This window comes from Mycobacterium tuberculosis H37Rv, from assembly GCF_000195955.2.
GTDB classification, from domain to species: Bacteria; Actinomycetota; Actinomycetes; order Mycobacteriales; family Mycobacteriaceae; genus Mycobacterium; species Mycobacterium tuberculosis.
The window spans coordinates 1,418,989-1,440,799 of the sequence record NC_000962.3; the positions used below are offsets into that span (position 1 = coordinate 1,418,989).

Sequence of the window (21,811 nt, forward strand, 5' to 3'; positions counted from 1 at the left end):
TTTCAACAAGCAATTAGGACGATGGCTAGACCGGTTTGGTGGCGGTGACCTGCTTACCCCAGTCGGACATCGTCAACGTCACCGACGTGTCTTTGGTGGGAGCGATCTGGATCTGGACCAAGTGCGAGGATCCATCCGAAGCGATCCAGACGGTGGTGGGCACCGTTTTGACGTCTTCGGAGGTCAGACGTGAGCCGGCCAGCGTCGCGATGTCGTCAGCAGACGAGTTCCCGGTGATCTTGGTGGTCGCGACACCGTCCGCCTGCTGGCTGCCGGCAACCGACGCGTCCTTGAGGTTAGCCAACAGGTTGGCCAGGCCCTTGTTGGGGTCGAGGAGCACCGACACGTTGTAGATCGAGGCGCCGTTGCCGAAATCGGTGTAGGTGCCGGGCTGGCCTAGGTCGGAGTACAGGTGACCGTCAACATAGACGAACTTCGCGTCTTCGCTCTTGTTGCCGACGAGCAATGTCGCGCTACCGGTGGCAACCGTCTGCGGTGTGTTGGAGATATCGCCTTCGAGCTTGGTCACCCGCAGGTTTGGCACGTCGCCTGTCACCGCAAGTCTGACGTGCATTCCGGTGACCTTGCGCATCGCATCGGTGGCCTGCTTGAGTAGCATGGCCGCATCGCCGTTGGATGCCGTGGCCGCGGTGTCAGACGCTTTGCCGGCGTCCCCTTCGGTTGAGCAGCCGCCGATCGCCAGGACGACGGCGAGTATGGCGGTGGCGGCGGCAACAACGGAACAAGGTGGATGCTTCATCGAAATCTCCTCATGTTGGCCCACAGCTTCGTACTGCATAGCAATCCCGTTGCGGCAGAGTCAACAGCCGACACCGAGTCCGAGTGAGCGCCGCACGGCACCGCGAGTCGAATCGGCCGAATTGAATGGCGTTTCAAACGCTTTCGTTGTCCGGCGGCAAAGCGAATGCGGGGATCCCGGTTGACGGGATCCCCGCATCGGGTGGGCAGCGGCTAGGTGAGCTGGCTGGCGTATTGCGGGCAGTAGGCCTTGGTTGCGTCGACGACGAAGTAGGCTGCCTGCTTAGTGGTCAGGTTGGTTTGGCTGAGGACCTCCTCGGCGATCTCGGTGCCGGTTTCGCCGCTGGCCAGCTTCTTGCAGACCAGCTGGGCTTGCTGGGTGGCCACCTGCGGTGAGGAGAAGGTGACGCCAATGGACTCCATCTGAGCAATGAAGGCTTCGTCTTTGGTGTTGGCGCCGGCGGTGCCGGCGGTGGCGACGGCAAGTCCGATGGCGGCGGCGCCGACTGCAGTGGTGAACGCTGCGATAATGCGAGGCGATAACGGCGATAACATGGTCAAGATCCTTCGCGGTCGGGATTTCCCTGGATGACCTCAGCTTGCGGGGGGCGCCTTGGCGGATTCTCAACAACTTCTTGGTAACCTCGTGGGCCCGCGTCGGGCTAGGCCCGCGTCATCTGGTAATAGACCCCGCGCCGGGCCAACAGCTCGGCGTGGTTGCCGCGTTCGACGATCTGGCCGGTCTGGACCACCAGGATGTGGTCGGCATCGCGAATCGTCGAAAGTCGGTGGGCGATAATGAAACTCGTACGATCCCGGCGAAGCTCGCGCATCGCTCGCTGGATGAGCAGCTCGGTGCGGGTATCGACCGAGCTGGTCGCCTCGTCCAGGATCAACAGCTGCGGGCGGGCAAGAAAGGCGCGGGCGATGGTAATGAGTTGCTTCTCGCCGACGCTGATGCTGCCGCCGTCGCCGCTGACCCGTGTCTGGTAGCCAGCAGGCAGTGTGTTCACAAACCGGTCGACATGGGCCGCCCTGGCGGCTTCTACTATCTCGTCTGTGGTGGCCTCCGGCCGTCCGTAGGCGATGTTCTCCGCGATGGTCCCGTCGTAGAGCCAGGTGTCTTGCAACACCATGCCGATTCGCGATCGCAGCGACTGCCGGCTTACCGAGGCGATATCCACCCCGTCGATCAGGATTCGTCCGGAACCGATCTCGTAGAACCGCATTAGCAGGTTCACCAGCGTGGTCTTGCCGGCTCCCGTCGGTCCGACGATCGCCACCGTGCTACCCGGTTCGGCCACCAGCGACAGGTCGCGGATCACCGGCGTGCCCGGGAGGTAAGCAAAGTTCACGTGCTCAAACTCGACCCGTCCGGTTAGGTTCGGCAGCTCCGGCTCAGGCTCCGGCGACTCCTCGGGCTCGTCGAGCACGTCGAACACCCGCTCCGCGCTGGCCACCCCGGACTGCAGGGCGTTGTACATCCCGGCCAGCTGGCTCAGCGGCATGTTGAACTGGCGGATGTACTGGATGAACGCCTGGATGCTGCCGAGCGTGATCTGCCCGGTGGCTACCTGCAGGCCACCGGCCACCGCGACCGCGACGTAGCCGAGGTTGCCGATGAACGCCGTCGCCGGCTGCACGAGACCAGAGAGGAACTGGGCGCCGAAACCGGCCTGGTAGACGTCGTCATTCAACTCGTGGAACCGTTCTCGTGCGGCCGCTTGGTGGCCGAACGTCTTGACTACCGTGAACCCGCTGTAGGTCTCTTCGAGATGGGCGTTGAGGCGCCCGGTGCTGGTCCAGTGAGCTACGAATAGGGGCTGTGACCGCCGGGTGATCGCGCGTGTCACCAGCAGCGACAGCGGCACCGTCAGCAGTGTGATCAGCGCCAGCAGGCCCGAGATCGACACCATCATGGCCAGCACCGCCACCATGGTCAGAATCGACGTCACCAGCTGGCTGATCGTCATTGACAGCGACGACTGGAGGTTGTCGATGTCATTGGTGACCCGGCTCAGCAGCTCACCGCGCTGTTGTCCGTCGAAGTAGGACAGCGGCAGCCGGTGCACCTTGTCTTCGACATCGGTCCGCAACCTGACCATCGTTTTCTGCACGGTGAGGTTGAGCAGCCGGGCTTGTGCCCAAATCATCAGCGCTGCAGCCAGATACAGCGCCAACGCCAGCGCCAGTGTTCGCTCCACCGCGGCGAAGTCCACACCTTGGCCCGGCACCACGTTCATCCCGGACAGCAGGTCGGCGAAGGTGTTGTCACCACGGGCCCGAGCCGAAGCGACGGCCTGTGCCTTGGTGATTCCCCCCGGTAGCCCTCGCCCGATCACGCCGTTGAACAGCAAATCGGTGGCATGGCCGAGGATCCGTGGAACGATGACGCCGATCGTCGTGCCGGCGATTCCCAGTGTGATCACCGCGATGCTCAGCCGGCGTTGTGGCGCCAGCCGTTTCACCAGTCGGGCTGCCGATCCCCAGAAGTCGCGGGACCGCATGTTCGGGGGCGGGCTTGCGGCACGGGGGCGTGCGCCCGGTGGCGCGGTCACCCTACACCCCCGACCGTGGCGCTCAGCGATTGTGAGGCGGCGAATTCGGCATAGGTGGGGCAATCGGCCAGCAGCGTTTCGTGGGTGCCCGTGCCGACGATCTTACCGTTATCGACAACGATGACCTGGTCGGCCTGAGCGGCATTCGAAATCCGTTGTGTAACAACAATGATGGTTGCATCACCAGATACCTGTCGCAGCGATGCGTGGACTTTGGCGTCGGTGTGCACGTCAAGTGCGGAGAACGCGTCGTCGAACACATAGATGGCCGGACGTCGGATGACCGCTCGGGCTATCGCCAGCCGTTGGCGCTGCCCGCCGGAGAAGTTGACACCACCTTGGGCGACACGCGTCTGCAGCCCGTCTGTTTGTACAAAGCCGTCGGCCGCGGCGACCCGCAGCGCCTCCCACATCTCCTGCTCGGTGACTACCTGGTCTGGGCCCCCGCCGTAGCGCAGGTTGTCCGCGACGGTTCCGGAGAAGAGGTAGCTGCGCTGGGGCACCAGCCCGATCGCTGACCAGAGCCGCTCGGTGTGGTACTCGCGGACGTCGATACCGTCAACCAAGACCGCGCCAGCGGTGACGTCGTAGAGCCGGCAGATCAACGACACCAGTGTCGACTTGCCCGAACCGGTACTGCCGACGATCGCGGTGGTGGTACCGGGCCGCGCAGTCAACGAAATGTCCTGCAGCACCGGGCAGTCGGCGCCAGGATAGGTAAAGGTTGCGCCAGCCAAGCGCACTACGCCCGTGACCCCGTCCGTCGGGAACTTGGGATTGTCGGGGTTACCGAGTGCGGCGGGCGTGGAAAGCACCTCGGTGATGCGTTCGGCGCAGACCGACGCTCGTGGCAGCACGGCCAGCGTCATGGTCGCCATCAACACCGCCATCAGGATCTGGGCGAAGTAGGACAGGAAGGCGATCAGGGAGCCGACCTGCATCTGGCCGCTGTCGATGCGTAGCCCACCGAACCAGATCAGTGCGACGCTGGATGCGTTGATGGTCAGCGTGGTCACCGGCAGCATCAGTGCTTGCCAGTTGCCGGCGCTCAGTGCGGCATTCGACAGCGCCGTATTGGCCTGCGCGAACTTGTCGCGTTCATAGCCTTCGCGGGTGAAGGCGCGGACCACTCGCACCCCGGACAGCTGATCGCGCATCACCCGGTTGATGCCGTCGATCAGGCTCTGCATGCGGCGGAAGAGCGGCAGCATGTGGGAGATGATCCAGTAGTTTGCTACGGCCAGAATCGGAACGCTGACCAGCAGCAGCCATGTCAGCGCGGCCTCCTGGTGGATGGCCATGATGATTCCGCCGACGCACATGATCGGTGCGGTGACCAGCACGGTGGCGGTCATCTGGACCAGGAACAGGATCTGCCGGACGTCGTTGGTGCTGCGGGTCAACAACGTCGGAGCGCCGAATCGGGCGGTCTCGCGTTCCGAGAAGGTGATGATGTGTTCGAACATTGCCGAGCGCAGGTCACGGCCGAAACCCGCCCCGGTCCGGGAGCCCAGATAGACCGCCCCGATCGCGCACAGCACCTGCAATCCGGTCACCCCAAGCATCACCGCACCCAGCCGTACGATGGTGGCGGTGTCGCCCTTGGCGACGCCGTCGTCGACGATTGCGGCGTTGACCGTCGGGAGGTATAGCGAAGCCAGGGTGCTGACCAGCTGCAGCATCATCAGCATCGCGACCAGCCGGCGGTACGGTCGGATGTGCTGGCGCAGCAGGGCCAGGAGCATTGGGTAACTGTCGCACACTGCGCATGCTGCCTACCCGCGCCAGGCATGAGTCTTAGGCCGAAATGCCTGGTTAACTGGCGTGTCGTGGTTGACCCGCGGGCCTGCGGCTACAGTGCATGCTGTGATCGGCAGTGGGAGAGGTAGCGGTGCGGCGTAAGGTGCGGAGGTTGACTCTGGCGGTGTCGGCGTTGGTGGCTTTGTTCCCGGCGGTCGCGGGGTGCTCCGATTCCGGCGACAACAAACCGGGAGCGACGATCCCGTCGACACCGGCAAACGCTGAGGGCCGGCACGGACCCTTCTTCCCGCAATGTGGCGGCGTCAGCGATCAGACGGTGACCGAGCTGACAAGGGTGACCGGGCTGGTCAACACCGCCAAGAATTCGGTGGGCTGCCAATGGCTGGCGGGCGGCGGTATCTTGGGCCCGCACTTCTCCTTCTCCTGGTACCGCGGCAGCCCGATCGGGCGGGAACGCAAGACCGAGGAGTTGTCGCGCGCGAGTGTCGAGGACATCAACATCGACGGCCACAGCGGTTTCATCGCCATCGGTAACGAGCCCAGTTTGGGTGACTCACTGTGTGAAGTCGGAATCCAGTTCTCCGACGACTTCATCGAATGGTCGGTGAGTTTCAGCCAGAAGCCGTTCCCGCTGCCGTGCGACATCGCCAAAGAACTGACCCGCCAATCGATTGCGAATTCGAAATGAGACGTGTCCTGGTCGGTGCGGCCGCCTTGATCACCGCACTGCTTGTCTTGACCGGCTGCACGAAGTCGATTTCGGGTACCGCCGTCAAGGCGGGTGGGGCCGGTGTCCCGCGCAACAATAACTCCCAGGAGCGCTACCCCAACCTGCTCAAGGAATGTGAGGTCCTGACCACCGACATCCTGGCCAAGACCGTCGGTGCCGATCCGCTCGACATCCAGAGCACGTTCGTCGGCGCGATCTGCCGGTGGCAGGCGGCCAACCCGGCCGGTCTGATCGATATCACCCGGTTCTGGTTCGAGCAGGGCAGTCTGAGCAATGAGCGCAAGGTCGCCGAGGGCCTGAAGTACCAGGTCGAGACCCGCGCGATCCAGGGCGTGGACTCGATTGTGATGCGGACGGGCGATCCCAACGGCGCCTGCGGCGTCGCCAGCGACGCGGCGGGAGTGGTCGGCTGGTGGGTCAATCCCCAGGCTCCTGGTATCGACGCCTGCGGGCAGGCGATCAAGCTGATGGAGCTGACGCTGGCAACCAACGCCTAGCGCTGGGCGAGGCGGGAGCGTGGGCGTGAGCGCGCGCAGTTGTACGGCACTAACGGCGTGTCGGGGTACAGACACGCGCGCTCGCGGGTTCGGCTGCCTTCAAAAGGAAGTACGCGGCTGACGGTTTGCGGAGCAAGAGCACCTCTACCGTGGCACGTGAAAGCCGACCAGCGCGGCACACCCCGGTTCGACGTCTGCCCAGTGTCCGGCGACGCGTAGCACGGCGATCCCCGACGTCGGGAACTTCTCCGAGATGCGTTCCGCGACAGCGGCGTCGGTGCCGCTGATGCTGGCCAGGACGATGGCAAGGGCCGACGTCGTTGGCTCGTGCCCGACCACAAGCAGTGTGGTGACGTTGTCGCCAACCCGGTTGATCTCCTCGATCACTGTTCCGGGTGCCGCGCCGTAGAGCCGCTCGGCGTAGCGAGCGGGTGCGTCGATGCCGGTGTGCGCCAAGGTCTGCCGGGCGCGCGTAGCCGTGGAGCACAGCACGGCATCGACGGCCGGCAGGTTGGCGCGCAGCCAGCCACCGGCCAGCCCGGCCTCCCGGATACCCCGCGGCGCTAGCGGCCGGTCATGGTCGGCGATCCCGTCCGGGTACGCAGACTTCGCGTGTCGCATCAGCACCAGGTTGCGGTATTGCTCATTCACTGGGCTGACGTTAGTTCAGTGACGTGCCCGGGATCGCTACGGTTGGTCGTCGTCCTGGTCCCCGCCGCGCTCCGCTGGCATGGGACAGACTTCGTTGCGATCGCCTAGCTCGAGCCGAGGCGTCAGCCATAGGGCGCTGATAGGTAGGGCGAGCATTCTGTGCCCAAAGGATAGGGCTGGCATCGCCCGGGCAAGCACGGGCGGCATGCTGCCCCGCCGGTGAGTCCGCGCCCGGGACCTGCCGGGCGAGGTCCCGCGCCTTGTCGGTGTGCAGACCTACACTCGCTTTGCGTTGACAGCCACGCACTCAGGAGGGATGGGATGCGATTCCTGCACACTGCCGACTGGCAGCTCGGCATGACGCGTCACTTTCTCGCCGGTGACGCCCAGCCGCGATATTCTGCTGCCCGCCGTGACGCAGTCGCTGGACTAAAAGCGCTGGCCGCCGATGTGGGCGCCGAATTCGTCGTAGTCGCCGGTGACGTCTTCGAACACAATCAGCTCGCGCCACAGATAGTCGGTCAATCCTTGGAAGCCATGCGCGTGATCGGCCTTCCGGTCTATCTGCTGCCGGGTAACCATGACCCGCTGGACGCTTCGTCGGTGTACACCAGCACGCTGTTTCGAGCCGAACGGCCGGACAACGTTGTGGTGCTCGACCGAGCTGGCGTCCACGAGGTCCGGCCGGGAGTCCAGATCGTCGCGGCGCCGTGGCGGTCCAAGGCGCCCACCACCGACCCGGTTGCCGAGGTGCTGGCCGGCCTGCCCACAGACGCCGCTATTCGGCTGCTCGTCGCCCATGGGGGTGTCGACGCGCTGGACCCCGACCACGACAAACCGTCGCTGATCAGGCTCGCCGCACTCGACGACGCGCTGACTCGACAGGCGATTCATTATGTGGCCCTAGGTGACAAACATTCGCTTACCCAGGTCGGCAGCAGCGGGCGGGTCTGGTACTCCGGTGCACCGGAAGTCACCAACTTCGACGACGTCGAACCGGACCCCGGTCACGTCCTAGTGGTCGACATCGACGAAAGCGACCCGCGACATCCCGTCACCGTCGACGCCCGTCGCATCGGCCGCTGGCGGTTCGTTACGTTGCACCACCAGGTCGACACCAGCCGGGACATCGCCGACCTGGACCTGAACCTGGATCTGATGACGGACAAGGACCGCACCGTGGTGCGGCTGGCCCTGACCGGTTCGCTGACGGTCACTGACCGCGCCGCATTGGATACCTGTCTGGACAAGTACGCGCGGTTGTTCGCCTGGCTGGGTCTGTGGGAACGTCACACCGACCTAGCGGTGATACCCGTCGACGCCGAGTTCACCGACCTCGGCATCGGGGGGTTCGCCGCCGCGGCCGTCGACGAGCTAGTCGCGACCGCGCGCGGGGGTGACGACGAGTCCGCCGTCGATGCCCAGGCGGCGCTGGCACTGTTGCTGCGGCTCGCTGACCGGGGAGCGGCGTGAAGCTGCACCGGCTGGCCCTGACCAATTACCGCGGCATCGCACACCGTGACGTCGAATTCCCCGATCATGGAGTGGTGGTGGTGTGCGGCGCCAACGAGATCGGCAAGTCCTCCATGGTCGAGGCGCTGGACCTGCTGCTCGAGTACAAGGACCGCTCGACGAAGAAGGAAGTCAAGCAGGTCAAGCCGACCAACGCTGATGTCGGCTCCGAGGTCATTGCCGAAATCAGCAGCGGCCCTTATCGTTTCGTCTACCGCAAGCGTTTCCACAAGCGGTGCGAGACGGAGTTGACCGTGCTGGCACCGCGCCGCGAGCAGCTGACCGGCGACGAAGCGCACGAGCGGGTCCGGACGATGTTGGCCGAAACGGTCGACACCGAACTGTGGCATGCCCAGCGGGTGCTGCAGGCCGCCTCGACGGCCGCGGTGGATCTGTCTGGCTGCGACGCGCTCTCGCGTGCGCTCGATCTCGCCGCCGGTGATGACGCCGCGCTGTCGGGCACCGAGTCGCTGCTCATCGAGCGGATCGAGGCCGAGTATGCGCGCTACTTCACCCCGACCGGGCGCCCCACCGGAGAATGGTCCGCGGCGGTCTCTAGGCTGGCGGCCGCCGAGGCCGCGGTGGCCGACTGCGCGGCGGCGGTAGCCGAGGTCGACGACGGGGTTCGTCGCCACACCGAGCTCACCGAGCAGGTGGCTGAGCTGTCGCAGCAACTACTTGCTCACCAGCTGCGGCTCGAAGCTGCGCGAGTCGCCGCCGAGAAGATCGCCGCAATCACCGACGACGCCCGCGAAGCCAAGCTGATCGCTACTGCCGCGGCCGCGACCAGCGGCGCTTCCACCGCCGCACACGCCGGACGGCTGGGCCTGCTCACCGAAATCGACACGCGCACTGCGGCCGTCGTTGCTGCGGAGGCAAAAGCGCGGCAGGCCGCAGACGAGCAGGCGACGGCGCGCGCGGAGGCCGAGGCCTGCGATGCCGCGCTCACGGAGGCAACCCAGGTATTGACGGCCGTCCGCCTTCGCGCCGAGTCGGCCCGGCGCACCCTCGACCAGCTCGCCGACTGCGAGGAGGCCGACCGGTTGGCCGCCCGGCTGGCCAGGATCGACGACATCGAGGGTGATCGCGACCGGGTCTGCGCGGAGCTGTCCGCGGTCACGCTGACCGAGGAGCTACTGAGTCGGATCGAACGTGCTGCGGCAGCCGTCGATCGCGGCGGTGCACAGCTGGCGTCGATCTCCGCGGCGGTGGAGTTCACCGCCGCCGTCGACATCGAGCTCGGCGTCGGCGATCAACGGGTGTCGCTGTCCGCGGGCCAAAGCTGGTCGGTCACTGCCACCGGCCCCACCGAGGTCAAGGTTCCCGGCGTCCTGACCGCACGGATCGTCCCGGGCGCGACCGCACTCGACTTTCAAGCCAAATATGCTGCAGCACAACAGGAATTGGCTGATGCGCTGGCGGCTGGAGAGGTCGCTGACCTAGCCGCCGCACGCTCCGCCGATCTGTGCCGACGCGAACTGCTGAGCCGCCGCGATCAGCTGACCGCCACTCTGGCCGGCCTGTGTGGCGATGAACAGGTCGACCAACTGCGTTCCCGCCTGGAACAGTTGTGTGCCGGTCAACCGGCCGAGCTCGATCTGGTTTCGACGGATACCGCTACGGCCCGCGCTGAATTGGATGCGGTCGAGGCGGCTCGAATCGCCGCGGAGAAGGACTGCGAGACCCGCCGTCAGATCGCTGCTGGCGCCGCTCGCCGGCTCGCGGAGACATCCACGCGGGCAACGGTTCTACAGAACGCAGCGGCCGCCGAAAGCGCCGAGCTCGGTGCGGCCATGACTCGGTTGGCCTGTGAGCGGGCGTCCGTGGGCGACGATGAGCTCGCCGCCAAGGCCGAGGCCGACCTGCGGGTACTGCAGACGGCCGAGCAGCGAGTGATCGACCTGGCCGACGAGCTCGCAGCTACGGCGCCGGACGCGGTAGCCGCCGAGCTGGCCGAGGCCGCCGACGCCGTCGAGTTGCTGCGCGAACGTCACGACGAGGCCATTCGCGCGTTGCACGAGGTCGGCGTCGAACTCTCGGTGTTCGGCACCCAGGGCCGCAAGGGCAAGCTTGATGCCGCCGAAACCGAGCGTGAGCACGCCGCCAGCCACCACGCGCGGGTCGGGCGCCGGGCCCGGGCCGCCAGGCTGCTCCGCTCGGTGATGGCACGCCACCGCGACACCACCCGGCTGCGCTACGTCGAGCCATACCGGGCGGAGCTACATCGGCTCGGCCGCCCAGTGTTCGGGCCCTCTTTCGAGGTCGAGGTCGATACCGATTTGCGCATCCGCAGCCGCACCCTGGACGACAGAACCGTGCCCTACGAGTGCTTGTCGGGCGGGGCCAAAGAACAGCTTGGCATCCTGGCGCGATTGGCCGGCGCGGCGCTGGTCGCCAAGGAGGACGCCGTTCCGGTGCTGATCGACGACGCGCTGGGGTTCACCGATCCGGAGCGACTAGCCAAGATGGGGGAGGTCTTTGACACCATCGGCGCCGACGGACAGGTGATCGTGCTGACGTGCAGTCCCACCCGATACGGCGGTGTCAAAGGAGCGCACCGCATCGATCTGGACGCCATACAGTGAGCCCGAAACGGGGACATGCGATGGACACTCAGAGCGACTACGTCGTGGTCGGTACCGGCTCAGCCGGGGCGGTTGTGGCCAGCCGGCTTAGCACCGATCCGGCCACGACGGTGGTGGCCCTGGAGGCGGGGCCGCGTGACAAGAACAGATTCATCGGCGTCCCAGCGGCGTTTTCCAAGCTGTTCCGCAGCGAGATCGACTGGGATTACCTAACCGAACCGCAGCCGGAGCTCGACGGCCGCGAAATCTATTGGCCTCGTGGCAAGGTGCTCGGTGGCTCGTCGTCCATGAACGCAATGATGTGGGTGCGTGGATTCGCATCAGACTACGATGAGTGGGCCGCGCGAGCCGGTCCGCGGTGGTCGTACGCCGACGTGCTCGGCTACTTTCGCCGCATCGAGAACGTCACCGCTGCCTGGCACTTTGTCAGCGGTGACGACAGCGGAGTAACCGGTCCGTTGCATATTTCCCGGCAACGCAGCCCAAGATCGGTGACCGCAGCGTGGCTGGCAGCCGCACGTGAGTGCGGATTTGCCGCTGCGCGGCCGAATTCCCCTCGACCGGAAGGCTTTTGCGAGACCGTCGTCACCCAGCGCCGCGGTGCTCGATTCAGTACTGCCGACGCCTATCTGAAGCCCGCGATGCGCCGTAAAAACCTCCGTGTGCTTACCGGCGCCACTGCTACCCGGGTGGTCATCGACGGCGACCGGGCCGTCGGCGTGGAATACCAAAGCGACGGTCAAACCCGCATCGTCTACGCCCGCCGCGAGGTGGTGCTCTGCGCTGGTGCCGTCAACAGCCCTCAGCTGCTGATGCTCTCCGGCATCGGCGACCGCGACCACCTCGCCGAACACGACATCGACACCGTTTACCACGCGCCCGAGGTCGGGTGCAACCTGCTCGATCATCTCGTCACGGTGCTGGGTTTCGACGTCGAAAAGGACAGCTTGTTTGCCGCCGAGAAGCCCGGCCAGTTGATCAGCTACTTACTGCGACGCCGCGGCATGCTCACCTCCAACGTCGGCGAGGCGTACGGATTTGTCCGCAGCCGACCCGAACTGAAGCTGCCCGATTTGGAGTTGATTTTTGCCCCGGCGCCGTTTTACGACGAAGCGCTGGTTCCACCGGCTGGTCACGGTGTGGTATTCGGCCCGATTCTGGTCGCGCCGCAAAGCCGTGGCCAGATCACGCTGCGGTCCGCCGATCCGCATGCCAAGCCTGTCATCGAACCGCGTTACCTGTCCGATCTCGGTGGCGTAGACCGGGCCGCCATGATGGCGGGCCTGCGGATATGCGCGCGGATCGCGCAGGCCCGCCCGCTCAGAGATCTCCTTGGGTCCATCGCGCGACCGCGCAACAGCACCGAGCTGGACGAGGCCACTCTCGAGTTGGCGCTGGCCACTTGTTCGCACACCCTGTACCACCCGATGGGCACCTGCCGCATGGGCAGCGACGAGGCCAGCGTGGTGGATCCGCAGCTGCGGGTCCGCGGTGTCGACGGACTCCGCGTCGCCGACGCGTCGGTGATGCCCAGCACGGTTCGTGGGCATACGCATGCGCCGTCGGTGCTGATCGGGGAGAAGGCCGCCGACTTAATCCGCAGCTGAGCTGGTCGCCGCCGGCTCAGCGTCGCATGAACCCGATGGCGGTGTAGTCCAGGTCTGCCAGACCCGTCGCGCCGAAGTTGGCCAGCGTGCTGCGGACCGCAACGGTGCCGGGCGACTGGGTAAGCGGCAGGCTGAATCCTTCGGCCCAGATCAGCTCGTCGACCTGGTTGGCCAAGGCCCTCGCCTTGCCGGGATCGAGTTCTGCCAGCGTTCGCTCGATCGCGGCGTCGATTTGCGGGCTACCGATCTTGCCGAAGTTGCTTTCCCCGTCCGAAGCGTAGATCTGGGTGAGCGATGACAGCGGAAACGCGTCGCCCACCCAGCCGAACTGTGCGATGTCGAAAGCCCCCACGTTGACGTAGTCGCTGAAGAAACCGCTGCCGGACTTGGCCTGAAGTTCGAGTTTGACGCCGATCTGCGCCAGGGTGTGTTGGGCGATCTGGGCGAACTGCCGGGTGCTTTGTGCGTCGTAGAACAGATCGCGGATGACGAGCTGGCGACCGTCCTTCTCCCGGAACGCGCCGCTTCGCCTCCAGCCCAGGGCGTCCAGCTCCCGTTTCGCTTGTTCCGGGTTGTAGGCGACAACGCCGCTGTTGTCCTGGTAGCCGTCTTGGCCGGCGACGAAGACGTGGTTGTTCAGTGGCACCGGGTCGCTGGTGAGGCCGTATTGGGCGACCCTGGCGATGGTGTATCGGTCGATGCCCTTGGCGATCGCCAGGCGCAGCGCCTTGTCGGCGAGGATCGACCCAGGCGCACCGTTGAGGGTGAAGTGATACCAGCTGGGCCCGGGGGCGCGCCGGATCGAGATGCCCTTGGTGCGCGCCGCGATGGTCAGCTGGTCCAGTGTGCCGACGCCGGTGGCGTCGATTGTGTTGTTCTGCAGCGCCGGCAGCCGGGCGGCATCATCGAGCACCAGGTATGTGATGCTGTCCAGGCGTGGCCGTGCCCCCCACCATCTCGGGTTACGGGTCAACACGATTCGCTGCGCGGTGCGGTCCAGGGCAGACACGACGAACGGACCCGCCGACGGACCGGGCCCATCGAGTTGACCCTTATTGAATGCCTCGGGTGTGGCGGTCATACTGGCCGGCAGCAGCATGCCGTTGCCCGCGAACATACCGCGCCACTCCGCGTACGGCTTGGCGAACGTCACCACGGCCTGCCGGTCGTCGACCCCTCTGGTTACCGACGCCACACGCTCGGCGCCGCTGCTAGAAGCGATCTCGAATGCCTTGTCGGCGCCGCTGATCGCATGAATCTGGCTGGCGATGTCCCGCCAGGTGATCGGGGTCCCGTCGGACCACACCGCCTCGGGATTGATGGTGTAGGTGACCACCTGCGGGGCGGTCCTGGTCAGCTCGATGCTGGTGAAGTAGTTGGTGTCGACCGTCGTCGAGCCGTCCGGTCCGATGATGAACGCGCGCGGCAAGGTGGCTTTCATCATCGCCGCGACCTCGGCGTTGTTGCCGTCGATGTGCAAGATGTTGAAGTTGGGCGGAAAGTCGGTGAGCGACAGGCGAAGATTGCCGCCGTCTTGCAACGTGGCGGGATCCTGCTGATTGATGTCGCTGGTGGTGCCAACCGCGGCCCTGCGGTCCGCAGTGGGCGCGAGTTCGAGTTGGGTACCGGAGGCCGAGCATCCGGTGAGCACCATAGCCACGACGAGCGGTGTTAATAACGCGAAAGCCCAATATCGAGTCTGCGTCCAGGGTCTGGATTTCCCCTGAAACGACGCCCTGAGCGCAGACGCGATGCCCGGGGCGCAGCCTCGTCGCTGGCCACGGTCAGCCACGACGGGCCGGATCCGGTTGCGGTACCGCGCCCAGCAGTCGCCTGGTGTACTCGTGTTTCGGATTGCCGAAGACCTCCTCACTGTCGCCCTGCTCAACAACGGTACCGGCAAGCATGACCGCCACCTGGTGGGCGAGGTGTTTGACCACCGAAAGATCGTGGGAAACAAATAAATATGACAACCCGAACTGCTCTTGGAGGTCGAGCAGCAGGTTGATGATCCCGGCCTGAATGGAGACATCGAGTGCCGACACCGGTTCGTCGAGTGCCAGGATCTTGGGTTGGAGCGCCAGTGCCCGCGCGATGCCGATGCGCTGCTTCTGACCGCCGGAGAACTCGGCGGGATAACGACTGGCGTCGCCGTGGCGCAGTCCGACGATATCGAGCAGCTCGGCGACCCGCGCGTGAGTCTCGTTCTTGCCGAACCCATTGGCCTGCAATGGTTCGGCAATCAGATCGAAGACCGGCAGCCGCGGGTCTAAGGACGCCACCGGGTCTTGGAAGACCACCTGGATGTCGCGGCGCAGCGATCGGCGTTCCGCTGTCCCCAGCGTGGCGACGTCAGTGCCGAGGACTTCGATCGATCCCGATTGCGGCGCAGCCAGCTCCAGGATCTCGTGCAGGGTGGTCGACTTGCCCGAACCGGATTCGCCGACGATACCCAACGTGCGGCCCTGCCGGAGTTCGAGACTGATGCCGTCGACCGCGCGGACCTCGCCGATCGCCCGGCGCAGCACCACGCCCTTGGCCAGCCGGTAGGTTTTGACTAGATGACGTACCCGCACGACCACCGAGGCGTCGCCGAGTGCAGCCGGGCGGGCCTCGGTTTTGACCCGGTAGATGTCGGCGGCGCTGCGCCCGGTGACCAGCTCGGTGCGGATGCAGGCCGCCCGGTGATCGGTAGCGACGTCAAGCAATTCGGGTTCCGCGGTAAGGCATTCGTCGATGACTAGCGGGCAGCGCGGCGCGAACGGGCAACCCGGTGCCAAGCCCGCCAGCGACGGGGGCGCACCCGGTATCGGCACCAGCCGGGTGCCCTGCGCGGCATCCAGCCGGGGGACCGAGCCTAAAAGCCCCACGGTGTAGGGCATCCGGCGATCGCGGTACAGATCATTCACCCCGGCCGACTCGACGACCCGTCCGGCGTACATCACCAGCGCCCGGTCGGCGAACTCGGCCACGACGCCGAGGTCGTGGGTGATGATCAGCACCCCGGCGCCGGTGACGTCGCGCGCCGCCTTGAGGACGTCGAGGATCTGCGCCTGCACCGTGACGTCGAGCGCCGTGGTCGGTTCGTCACAGATCAACAGGTCGGGATCGTTGGCGATCGCGATGGCGATCACCACGCGTTGGCGTTCGCCACCTGAAAGCTCATGCGGAAACGCACGGGAACGCCGCTGCGGCTGCGAAATACCGACCAGGTCAAGCAGTTCCACCGCACGCCGACGAGCGGCCTTCTTGCCAACACGGGGCTGGTGCACCTCGATGGCCTCGGCGATTTGGTCGCCGACGGTGTAGACAGGGGTGAGCGCAGACATCGGATCCTGGAACACCGTGCCGATCGCCTTGCCTCGAAACCGGGACATCGCGTTGTCGGCAAGCCCCAACAGTTCGGTACCCTGTAGCCGAACCGAACCACGCACCTGCGCGTACTCGGGCAGCAGGCCCACCACCGCCATCGCCGCTGCGGACTTACCTGAACCCGATTCGCCCACCATCGCGACCACCTCGCCGGGCTCGACGCGGTAGCTGATCCCGCGCACCGCGGTCACCGGATCGCCATCGGTCCTGAAGGTGACGGCCAAATCGGTCACCTCGAGCAGGGGGCTCATCGCACACCACGGCGCAGGGATCTGCTGGCTGGGTCCAGCGCGTCGCGCAGGCCATCGCCGGTCAGGTTGGCGCACACCAGAATCAACACCAGGATACTGGCGGGAAACAAGAACACCCACGGGAACGCGGTCGCGGATGCGGTGCCGTCGGCGATCAGGGTGCCCAGCGACACATCCGGCGGTTGAATACCGAAACCAAGGAAGCTCAACCCGGTTTCGGCCAGGATGGCGGCGGCAACATTGAGGGCGGCGTCGATGATCAAGATGGATGCGACGTTGGGCACCACATGGCCGACGATGATCCGGCGGCTGGAGACACCCATATATCGTGCGGCCCTGATGAATTCGCGTTCTCGCAAGCTCATCGTCATCCCGCGCACCATGCGAGAGCTGATCATCCAGCCGAAGCCGGCCAACAACAAGACAAGAAACATGATGTTTGCCGAGTTCTTGGTTCGCGGGGTAACGATGGCGATCAGGATGAAGCTGGGCACTACTAGCAGCAGATCGACCACCCACATCAGTGTCCGGTCCCGCCAGCCGCCGAAATATCCCGAGATCGCTCCAACCGTGGCAGCGATACCAGTCGAGATCACCGCAACGCAAACACCAATCAGCATCGACTTCTGCATGCCACGCAGCGTCTGCGCCAGCAGATCTTGGCCCAGCGCGTTAGTGCCCAGCCAGTGCTTGGTGCCCGGCGGCTGCAGCAATGCGTTGAAATCAAGGTCGTCGTAGGAGTAGGGCAATAGTGGGGGCAGCGCATAAGCGCTGACGAACAGCAGGAGCAGCGCCGCCAGCGACGCCACCGCGGCCCGATTGCGTAGGAACCTGCGCACCACTAGGGTGCGCCGCGAGGCGAATTCCGTCATGACACCCGTACCCTCGGGTCCAAAGCCGCGTAGATCACGTCCGAGAGCAAACCGGCCAGCAACACGACCGCGCCGGAGAACACGGTAATTGCCGCGACGATGTTGGTGTCCTGAGTCGAGATACCGCGGACCATCCATTCACCCATGCCGTGCCAGCCGAAGATCTTCTCGACGAAAACCGCTCCGGTGACCAACCCGGCCACCCCGTAGGCGAACAGCGTGGCCATCGGTATTAGCGCCGTTCGCAGGCCATGCTTGAGTAGGGCCCGTCGTCGGGTCAGCCCCTTGGCGCGGGCGGTGCGAATGAAATCCTGGCCGAGGACATCCAGCATCGCGTTGCGCTGGTAGCGGCTGAACCCGGCGGCGGCCGCCAGCGCCAACGTCAGCGATGGCAGGATCAAATGCTGCAACCGGTCGCCTAGCCGATCCCACACCCCGCCGGCAACGCCGGGTGACGTCTCCCCGGTGTAGTCGAAAAGCTGGATGCCCACTGCCCAGTTGACCCGCAGGGCGCCCAGGATCAACAGGTTGGCCACCACAAACGTCGGTGTGCTCAACACCAGCAGCGCCAGCGTGGTCATGACGCGGTCGCTGAGCCGGTACTGCCGGATGGCACCCCACGCCCCGATCACCACACCGGCCACCGTGCCGAATACCGATCCAACGACCAGCAGCCGCAGGCTGACTCCGATCCGGCGCCCCAGTTCGGTACCGACAGGCTGGCCGGTGATGGTGGTTCCGAAGTCGCCACGGACGGCATGCGATACCCAGTTGGCGTAGCGGGCCAGTATGGGTCTGTCCAAGCCGAGATCGTGTGCCTTGGCATCGATAACCGCTTGCGGTGGGCGCGGACTGCGTTGCATCAGGCTTTCCAGCGGCGAGAACGCCAGCGAGGTCAGGCAGTACGTCAAAAACGACGCCAGCGCCAGCAGCACCAGGTAGTTGAGCAACCGGCGGGCCAGATAGCGCGTCATGCCCAACCACCGCGTCGCATTGGGACAGGGTAGCGAGCCCGGCGATGGCGTGCCGCCAGCGCGCCGGTTGATGGGGTCACCCGTGATCCGGATGGTTCCGCTCGGGCCGATTCTGATGCGTGAAAACTGGGTAACCGGTTGTTAAAATTCACCGCGGCGTCGATCTGAGTAGCAAAGTCCACACCGCGATACCCGAGGAGGCCCGCGTGACGGTTACCGACGACTACCTGGCCAACAACGTGGACTACGCGAGCGGTTTCAAGGGCCCGCTACCGATGCCGCCGAGCAAACACATCGCAATCGTGGCGTGCATGGACGCCCGGCTGGACGTCTACCGCATGCTGGGCATCAAGGAGGGCGAGGCACACGTCATCCGCAACGCCGGATGCGTGGTCACCGACGATGTGATCCGTTCACTGGCCATCAGCCAGCGGCTGCTGGGAACCCGCGAAATCATCCTGCTGCACCACACCGACTGTGGGATGCTGACTTTCACCGACGACGACTTCAAGCGCGCCATCCAGGACGAGACCGGCATCAGACCCACGTGGTCGCCCGAGTCGTACCCCGACGCCGTCGAGGACGTCCGTCAGTCGCTGCGCCGCATCGAGGTCAACCCGTTCGTCACCAAGCACACGTCGCTGCGCGGCTTCGTCTTCGATGTCGCCACCGGCAAACTCAACGAGGTCACGCCCTAGCAGCCCGAGCCGTCAGCCTAGGGCGCACTGGCGCACCGGCAGCCCGCCGAGATGGGGCTGCGTTGACAGCGATAGGGAAGCCTGGTTGCATAGATGGCAATAACCATAAATATGGTCAATCCTACCGGATTTATCAGGTATGAGGACGTGGAACAGGAAGCCATGACCAGCGATGTGACGGTGGGCCCCGCACCCGGCCAGTACCAACTGAGCCATCTGCGCTTGCTGGAGGCCGAAGCCATCCACGTCATCCGGGAGGTGGCCGCCGAGTTCGAGCGGCCAGTGCTGTTGTTCTCGGGGGGCAAGGACTCCATCGTCATGCTGCACCTGGCGCTGAAGGCGTTTCGGCCCGGGCGACTGCCGTTCCCGGTCATGCACGTCGACACCGGTCACAACTTCGACGAAGTTATCGCTACCCGAGACGAGTTGGTCGCCGCGGCCGGGGTGCGGCTGGTGGTGGCGTCGGTGCAGGACGATATCGATGCCGGTCGGGTCGTCGAGACCATCCCGTCGCGAAATCCGATACAGACCGTGACGCTGCTGCGGGCCATCCGGGAGAACCAATTCGACGCGGCATTCGGGGGAGCCCGGCGCGACGAGGAGAAGGCCCGCGCCAAGGAGCGGGTGTTCAGCTTCCGCGACGAGTTCGGCCAGTGGGACCCGAAGGCTCAGCGGCCGGAACTGTGGAACCTCTACAACGGACGGCACCACAAGGGCGAGCACATCCGGGTCTTCCCGCTGTCCAACTGGACCGAATTCGACATCTGGTCCTACATCGGCGCCGAGCAGGTCAGGCTGCCGTCCATCTATTTCGCCCACCGGCGCAAGGTGTTTCAGCGCGACGGCATGTTGCTGGCCGTGCACCGGCACATGCAACCGCGAGCCGACGAGCCGGTGTTCGAGGCCACGGTGCGATTCCGCACCGTCGGGGATGTTACCTGCACCGGGTGCGTCGAGTCGTCGGCATCGACGGTCGCGGAAGTCATCGCCGAAACTGCGGTGGCCCGCTTGACGGAGCGCGGGGCGACCAGGGCTGACGACCGGATCTCGGAGGCTGGAATGGAAGACCGCAAGCGGCAGGGATACTTCTGATGACGACGCTATTGCGGCTGGCGACAGCGGGTTCCGTCGACGATGGCAAGTCCACGCTGATTGGGCGGCTACTCTACGACTCCAAGGCTGTGATGGAAGACCAGTGGGCGTCGGTGGAGCAAACGTCCAAGGACCGGGGCCACGACTACACCGACCTGGCTCTGGTCACCGACGGCCTGCGGGCCGAGCGGGAACAGGGCATCACCATCGACGTTGCCTACCGCTACTTCGCCACTCCCAAGCGGAAATTCATCATTGCCGACACCCCGGGACACATCCAATACACCCGCAACATGGTGACCGGTGCGTCCACCGCCCAACTGGTGATCGTACTGGTGGATGCCCGGCACGGCTTGCTGGAGCAATCCCGCCGGCACGCCTTCCTGGCGTCGCTGCTGGGCATCCGCCACCTGGTGCTCGCGGTCAACAAGATGGACTTGCTTGGCTGGGACCAAGAGAAATTCGACGCGATTCGAGACGAATTCCACGCCTTCGCGGCCCGCCTCGACGTGCAGGACGTCACCTCCATCCCAATCTCCGCGCTGCACGGCGACAACGTGGTGACCAAATCCGACCAGACGCCCTGGTACGAGGGACCGTCGCTGCTGTCGCATCTCGAAGACGTCTACATCGCCGGTGACCGCAACATGGTCGACGTGCGATTCCCGGTCCAGTACGTCATCCGGCCGCACACCCTCGAGCATCAAGACCACCGCAGCTACGCGGGCACCGTGGCCAGTGGGGTAATGCGTTCAGGCGACGAAGTTGTCGTGCTGCCGATCGGTAAGACCACCCGGATCACCGCGATCGACGGCCCGAACGGCCCGGTGGCAGAAGCGTTTCCGCCGATGGCGGTTTCGGTGCGGCTCGCCGACGACATCGATATCTCGCGTGGTGACATGATCGCTCGCACCCACAACCAGCCCAGGATCACACAAGAATTCGACGCGACCGTGTGCTGGATGGCCGACAACGCGGTGCTAGAGCCCGGCCGCGACTACGTTGTCAAGCACACCACCCGAACCGTCCGCGCGAGGATAGCCGGGCTGGATTACCGGCTCGATGTCAACACCCTGCATCGCGACAAGACCGCAACGGCGTTGAAACTCAACGAACTGGGCCGTGTTTCGCTGCGCACCCAGGTGCCGTTGCTGCTTGACGAGTACACCCGCAACGCTAGCACCGGCTCGTTCATCCTCATTGACCCCGACACCAACGGAACGGTGGCGGCGGGCATGGTGTTACGCGACGTCTCGGCCCGCACGCCTAGCCCGAACACGGTGCGGCACAGATCGCTCGTCACTGCGCAAGATCGGCCGCCCAGGGGCAAGACGGTGTGGTTTACCGGACTGTCCGGCTCCGGCAAGTCGTCGGTGGCCATGCTGGTTGAGCGGAAGCTACTCGAAAAGGGCATCTCCGCTTACGTTCTGGACGGCGACAACCTACGGCATGGCCTCAACGCCGACCTGGGCTTTTCCATGGCCGACCGCGCGGAGAACCTGCGCCGGCTGTCGCATGTGGCCACACTGCTCGCCGATTGTGGCCACCTGGTGCTGGTGCCCGCGATCAGCCCCCTTGCTGAGCACCGTGCCCTGGCTCGTAAAGTGCACGCTGATGCGGGAATCGACTTTTTCGAGGTGTTCTGTGACACCCCGCTGCAGGACTGTGAGAGGCGTGATCCCAAAGGGTTGTACGCCAAAGCGCGTGCGGGTGAGATCACGCACTTCACCGGGATCGACAGCCCATATCAGCGGCCCAAGAACCCAGACCTACGGCTTACGCCGGATCGCAGCATAGACGAGCAGGCGCAGGAGGTTATCGACCTGTTGGAGTCATCGTCTTAGGCCGGCCTGGTTGCTCTGCTGTCCCTGGCAAGCGGGTGGCACAATCCT

At 65.2% G+C, this 21,811-nt stretch carries 17 protein-coding genes; 8 read left to right on the top strand and 9 right to left on the bottom strand.

Annotated elements, in window-relative coordinates; genetic code table 11:
* Nucleotides 1–25 precede the first annotated feature (25 nt).
* The 4 genes from lprA to Rv1273c form a co-directional block, all read right to left on the bottom strand.
* Entirely contained in the window at nucleotides 26–760 is a 735-nt protein-coding gene (gene lprA / locus Rv1270c) for a lipoprotein LprA (protein ID NP_215786.1), read from the bottom strand.
* Nucleotides 761–972: 212 nt separating this feature from the next.
* Nucleotides 973–1,314 (bottom strand): hypothetical protein, encoded by a 342-nt coding sequence (locus tag Rv1271c; RefSeq protein NP_215787.1) that lies wholly within the window; start codon nucleotides 1,312–1,314, stop codon nucleotides 973–975.
* A 107-nt stretch (nucleotides 1,315–1,421) separates the two neighbouring features.
* On the bottom strand, nucleotides 1,422–3,317 hold the full coding sequence (locus tag Rv1272c) for a drug ABC transporter ATP-binding protein (RefSeq protein NP_215788.1): 1,896 nt from the start codon (nucleotides 3,315–3,317) through the stop codon (nucleotides 1,422–1,424).
* A complete protein-coding gene (locus Rv1273c) occupies nucleotides 3,314–5,062 on the bottom strand; it encodes a drug ABC transporter ATP-binding protein (protein ID NP_215789.1) in 1,749 nt (582 codons plus the stop codon). The genes Rv1272c and Rv1273c overlap by 4 nt, the downstream gene beginning before the upstream one ends.
* A gap of 146 nt (nucleotides 5,063–5,208) precedes the next feature.
* Here Rv1273c and lprB point away from each other — a divergent pair, with 146 nt between their 5' ends.
* The gene (gene lprB / locus Rv1274) at nucleotides 5,209–5,766 is read left to right on the top strand and encodes a lipoprotein LprB (protein ID NP_215790.1); all 558 of its coding nucleotides are present in this window, start codon (nucleotides 5,209–5,211) and stop codon (nucleotides 5,764–5,766) included.
* The gene (lprC, locus tag Rv1275; protein NP_215791.1) at nucleotides 5,763–6,305 is read left to right on the top strand and encodes a lipoprotein LprC; all 543 of its coding nucleotides are present in this window, start codon (nucleotides 5,763–5,765) and stop codon (nucleotides 6,303–6,305) included. Before lprB ends, lprC begins: the two co-directional genes overlap by 4 nt.
* A 144-nt stretch (nucleotides 6,306–6,449) precedes the next feature.
* Here the strand turns inward: lprC and Rv1276c are convergent, their stop codons facing one another.
* Nucleotides 6,450–6,926: a hypothetical protein gene (locus Rv1276c; RefSeq protein ID NP_215792.1), complete on the bottom strand. Its 477-nt coding sequence runs from the start codon at nucleotides 6,924–6,926 to the stop codon at nucleotides 6,450–6,452.
* 249 nt (nucleotides 6,927–7,175) lie between these two features.
* Between Rv1276c and Rv1277 the strand changes: the two genes are divergently transcribed.
* The 3 genes from Rv1277 to Rv1279 are packed head-to-tail and all read left to right on the top strand — an operon-like array spanning nucleotide 7,176 to nucleotide 12,660.
* Nucleotides 7,176–8,429 (top strand): hypothetical protein, encoded by a 1,254-nt coding sequence (locus tag Rv1277; RefSeq protein NP_215793.1) that lies wholly within the window; start codon nucleotides 7,176–7,178, stop codon nucleotides 8,427–8,429.
* Nucleotides 8,426–11,053 carry a hypothetical protein gene (locus Rv1278; RefSeq protein NP_215794.1) on the top strand — a complete coding sequence of 876 codons (2,628 nt, stop codon included), beginning with the start codon at nucleotides 8,426–8,428 and terminating at the stop codon, nucleotides 11,051–11,053. Before Rv1277 ends, Rv1278 begins: the two co-directional genes overlap by 4 nt.
* Before the next feature lie 20 nt (nucleotides 11,054–11,073).
* Complete coding sequence (locus tag Rv1279; RefSeq protein NP_215795.1) at nucleotides 11,074–12,660, top strand: GMC-type oxidoreductase; 1,587 nt, start codon at nucleotides 11,074–11,076, stop codon at nucleotides 12,658–12,660.
* 16 nt (nucleotides 12,661–12,676) lie between these two features.
* On the opposite strand, the gene oppA is transcribed toward Rv1279, so the two are convergent.
* The 4 genes from oppA to oppB are packed head-to-tail and all read right to left on the bottom strand — an operon-like array spanning nucleotide 12,677 to nucleotide 18,129.
* Entirely contained in the window at nucleotides 12,677–14,452 is a 1,776-nt protein-coding gene (oppA, locus tag Rv1280c; protein ID NP_215796.1) for an oligopeptide ABC transporter substrate-binding lipoprotein OppA, read from the bottom strand.
* Nucleotides 14,445–16,283, bottom strand: coding sequence for an oligopeptide ABC transporter ATP-binding protein OppD (gene oppD, locus Rv1281c; protein NP_215797.1), 1,839 nt, complete (start codon nucleotides 16,281–16,283; stop codon nucleotides 14,445–14,447). The genes oppA and oppD overlap by 8 nt, the downstream gene beginning before the upstream one ends.
* On the bottom strand, nucleotides 16,280–17,155 hold the full coding sequence (gene oppC, locus Rv1282c) for an oligopeptide ABC transporter permease OppC (RefSeq protein NP_215798.1): 876 nt from the start codon (nucleotides 17,153–17,155) through the stop codon (nucleotides 16,280–16,282). The genes oppD and oppC overlap by 4 nt, the downstream gene beginning before the upstream one ends.
* Complete coding sequence (gene oppB, locus Rv1283c; RefSeq protein ID NP_215799.1) at nucleotides 17,152–18,129, bottom strand: oligopeptide ABC transporter permease OppB; 978 nt, start codon at nucleotides 18,127–18,129, stop codon at nucleotides 17,152–17,154. The genes oppC and oppB overlap by 4 nt, the downstream gene beginning before the upstream one ends.
* A gap of 206 nt (nucleotides 18,130–18,335) precedes the next feature.
* Here oppB and canA point away from each other — a divergent pair, with 206 nt between their 5' ends.
* The 3 genes from canA (at nucleotide 18,336) to Rv1286 (ending at nucleotide 21,763) form a co-directional block, all read left to right on the top strand.
* Nucleotides 18,336–18,827: a beta-carbonic anhydrase gene (gene canA / locus Rv1284; protein NP_215800.1), complete on the top strand. Its 492-nt coding sequence runs from the start codon at nucleotides 18,336–18,338 to the stop codon at nucleotides 18,825–18,827.
* 93 nt (nucleotides 18,828–18,920) lie between these two features.
* Complete coding sequence (cysD, locus tag Rv1285; protein NP_215801.1) at nucleotides 18,921–19,919, top strand: sulfate adenylyltransferase subunit 2; 999 nt, start codon at nucleotides 18,921–18,923, stop codon at nucleotides 19,917–19,919.
* Nucleotides 19,919–21,763: an adenylyl-sulfate kinase gene (locus tag Rv1286; protein ID NP_215802.1), complete on the top strand. Its 1,845-nt coding sequence runs from the start codon at nucleotides 19,919–19,921 to the stop codon at nucleotides 21,761–21,763. The genes cysD and Rv1286 overlap by 1 nt, the downstream gene beginning before the upstream one ends.
* Nucleotides 21,764–21,811 lie beyond the last annotated feature (48 nt).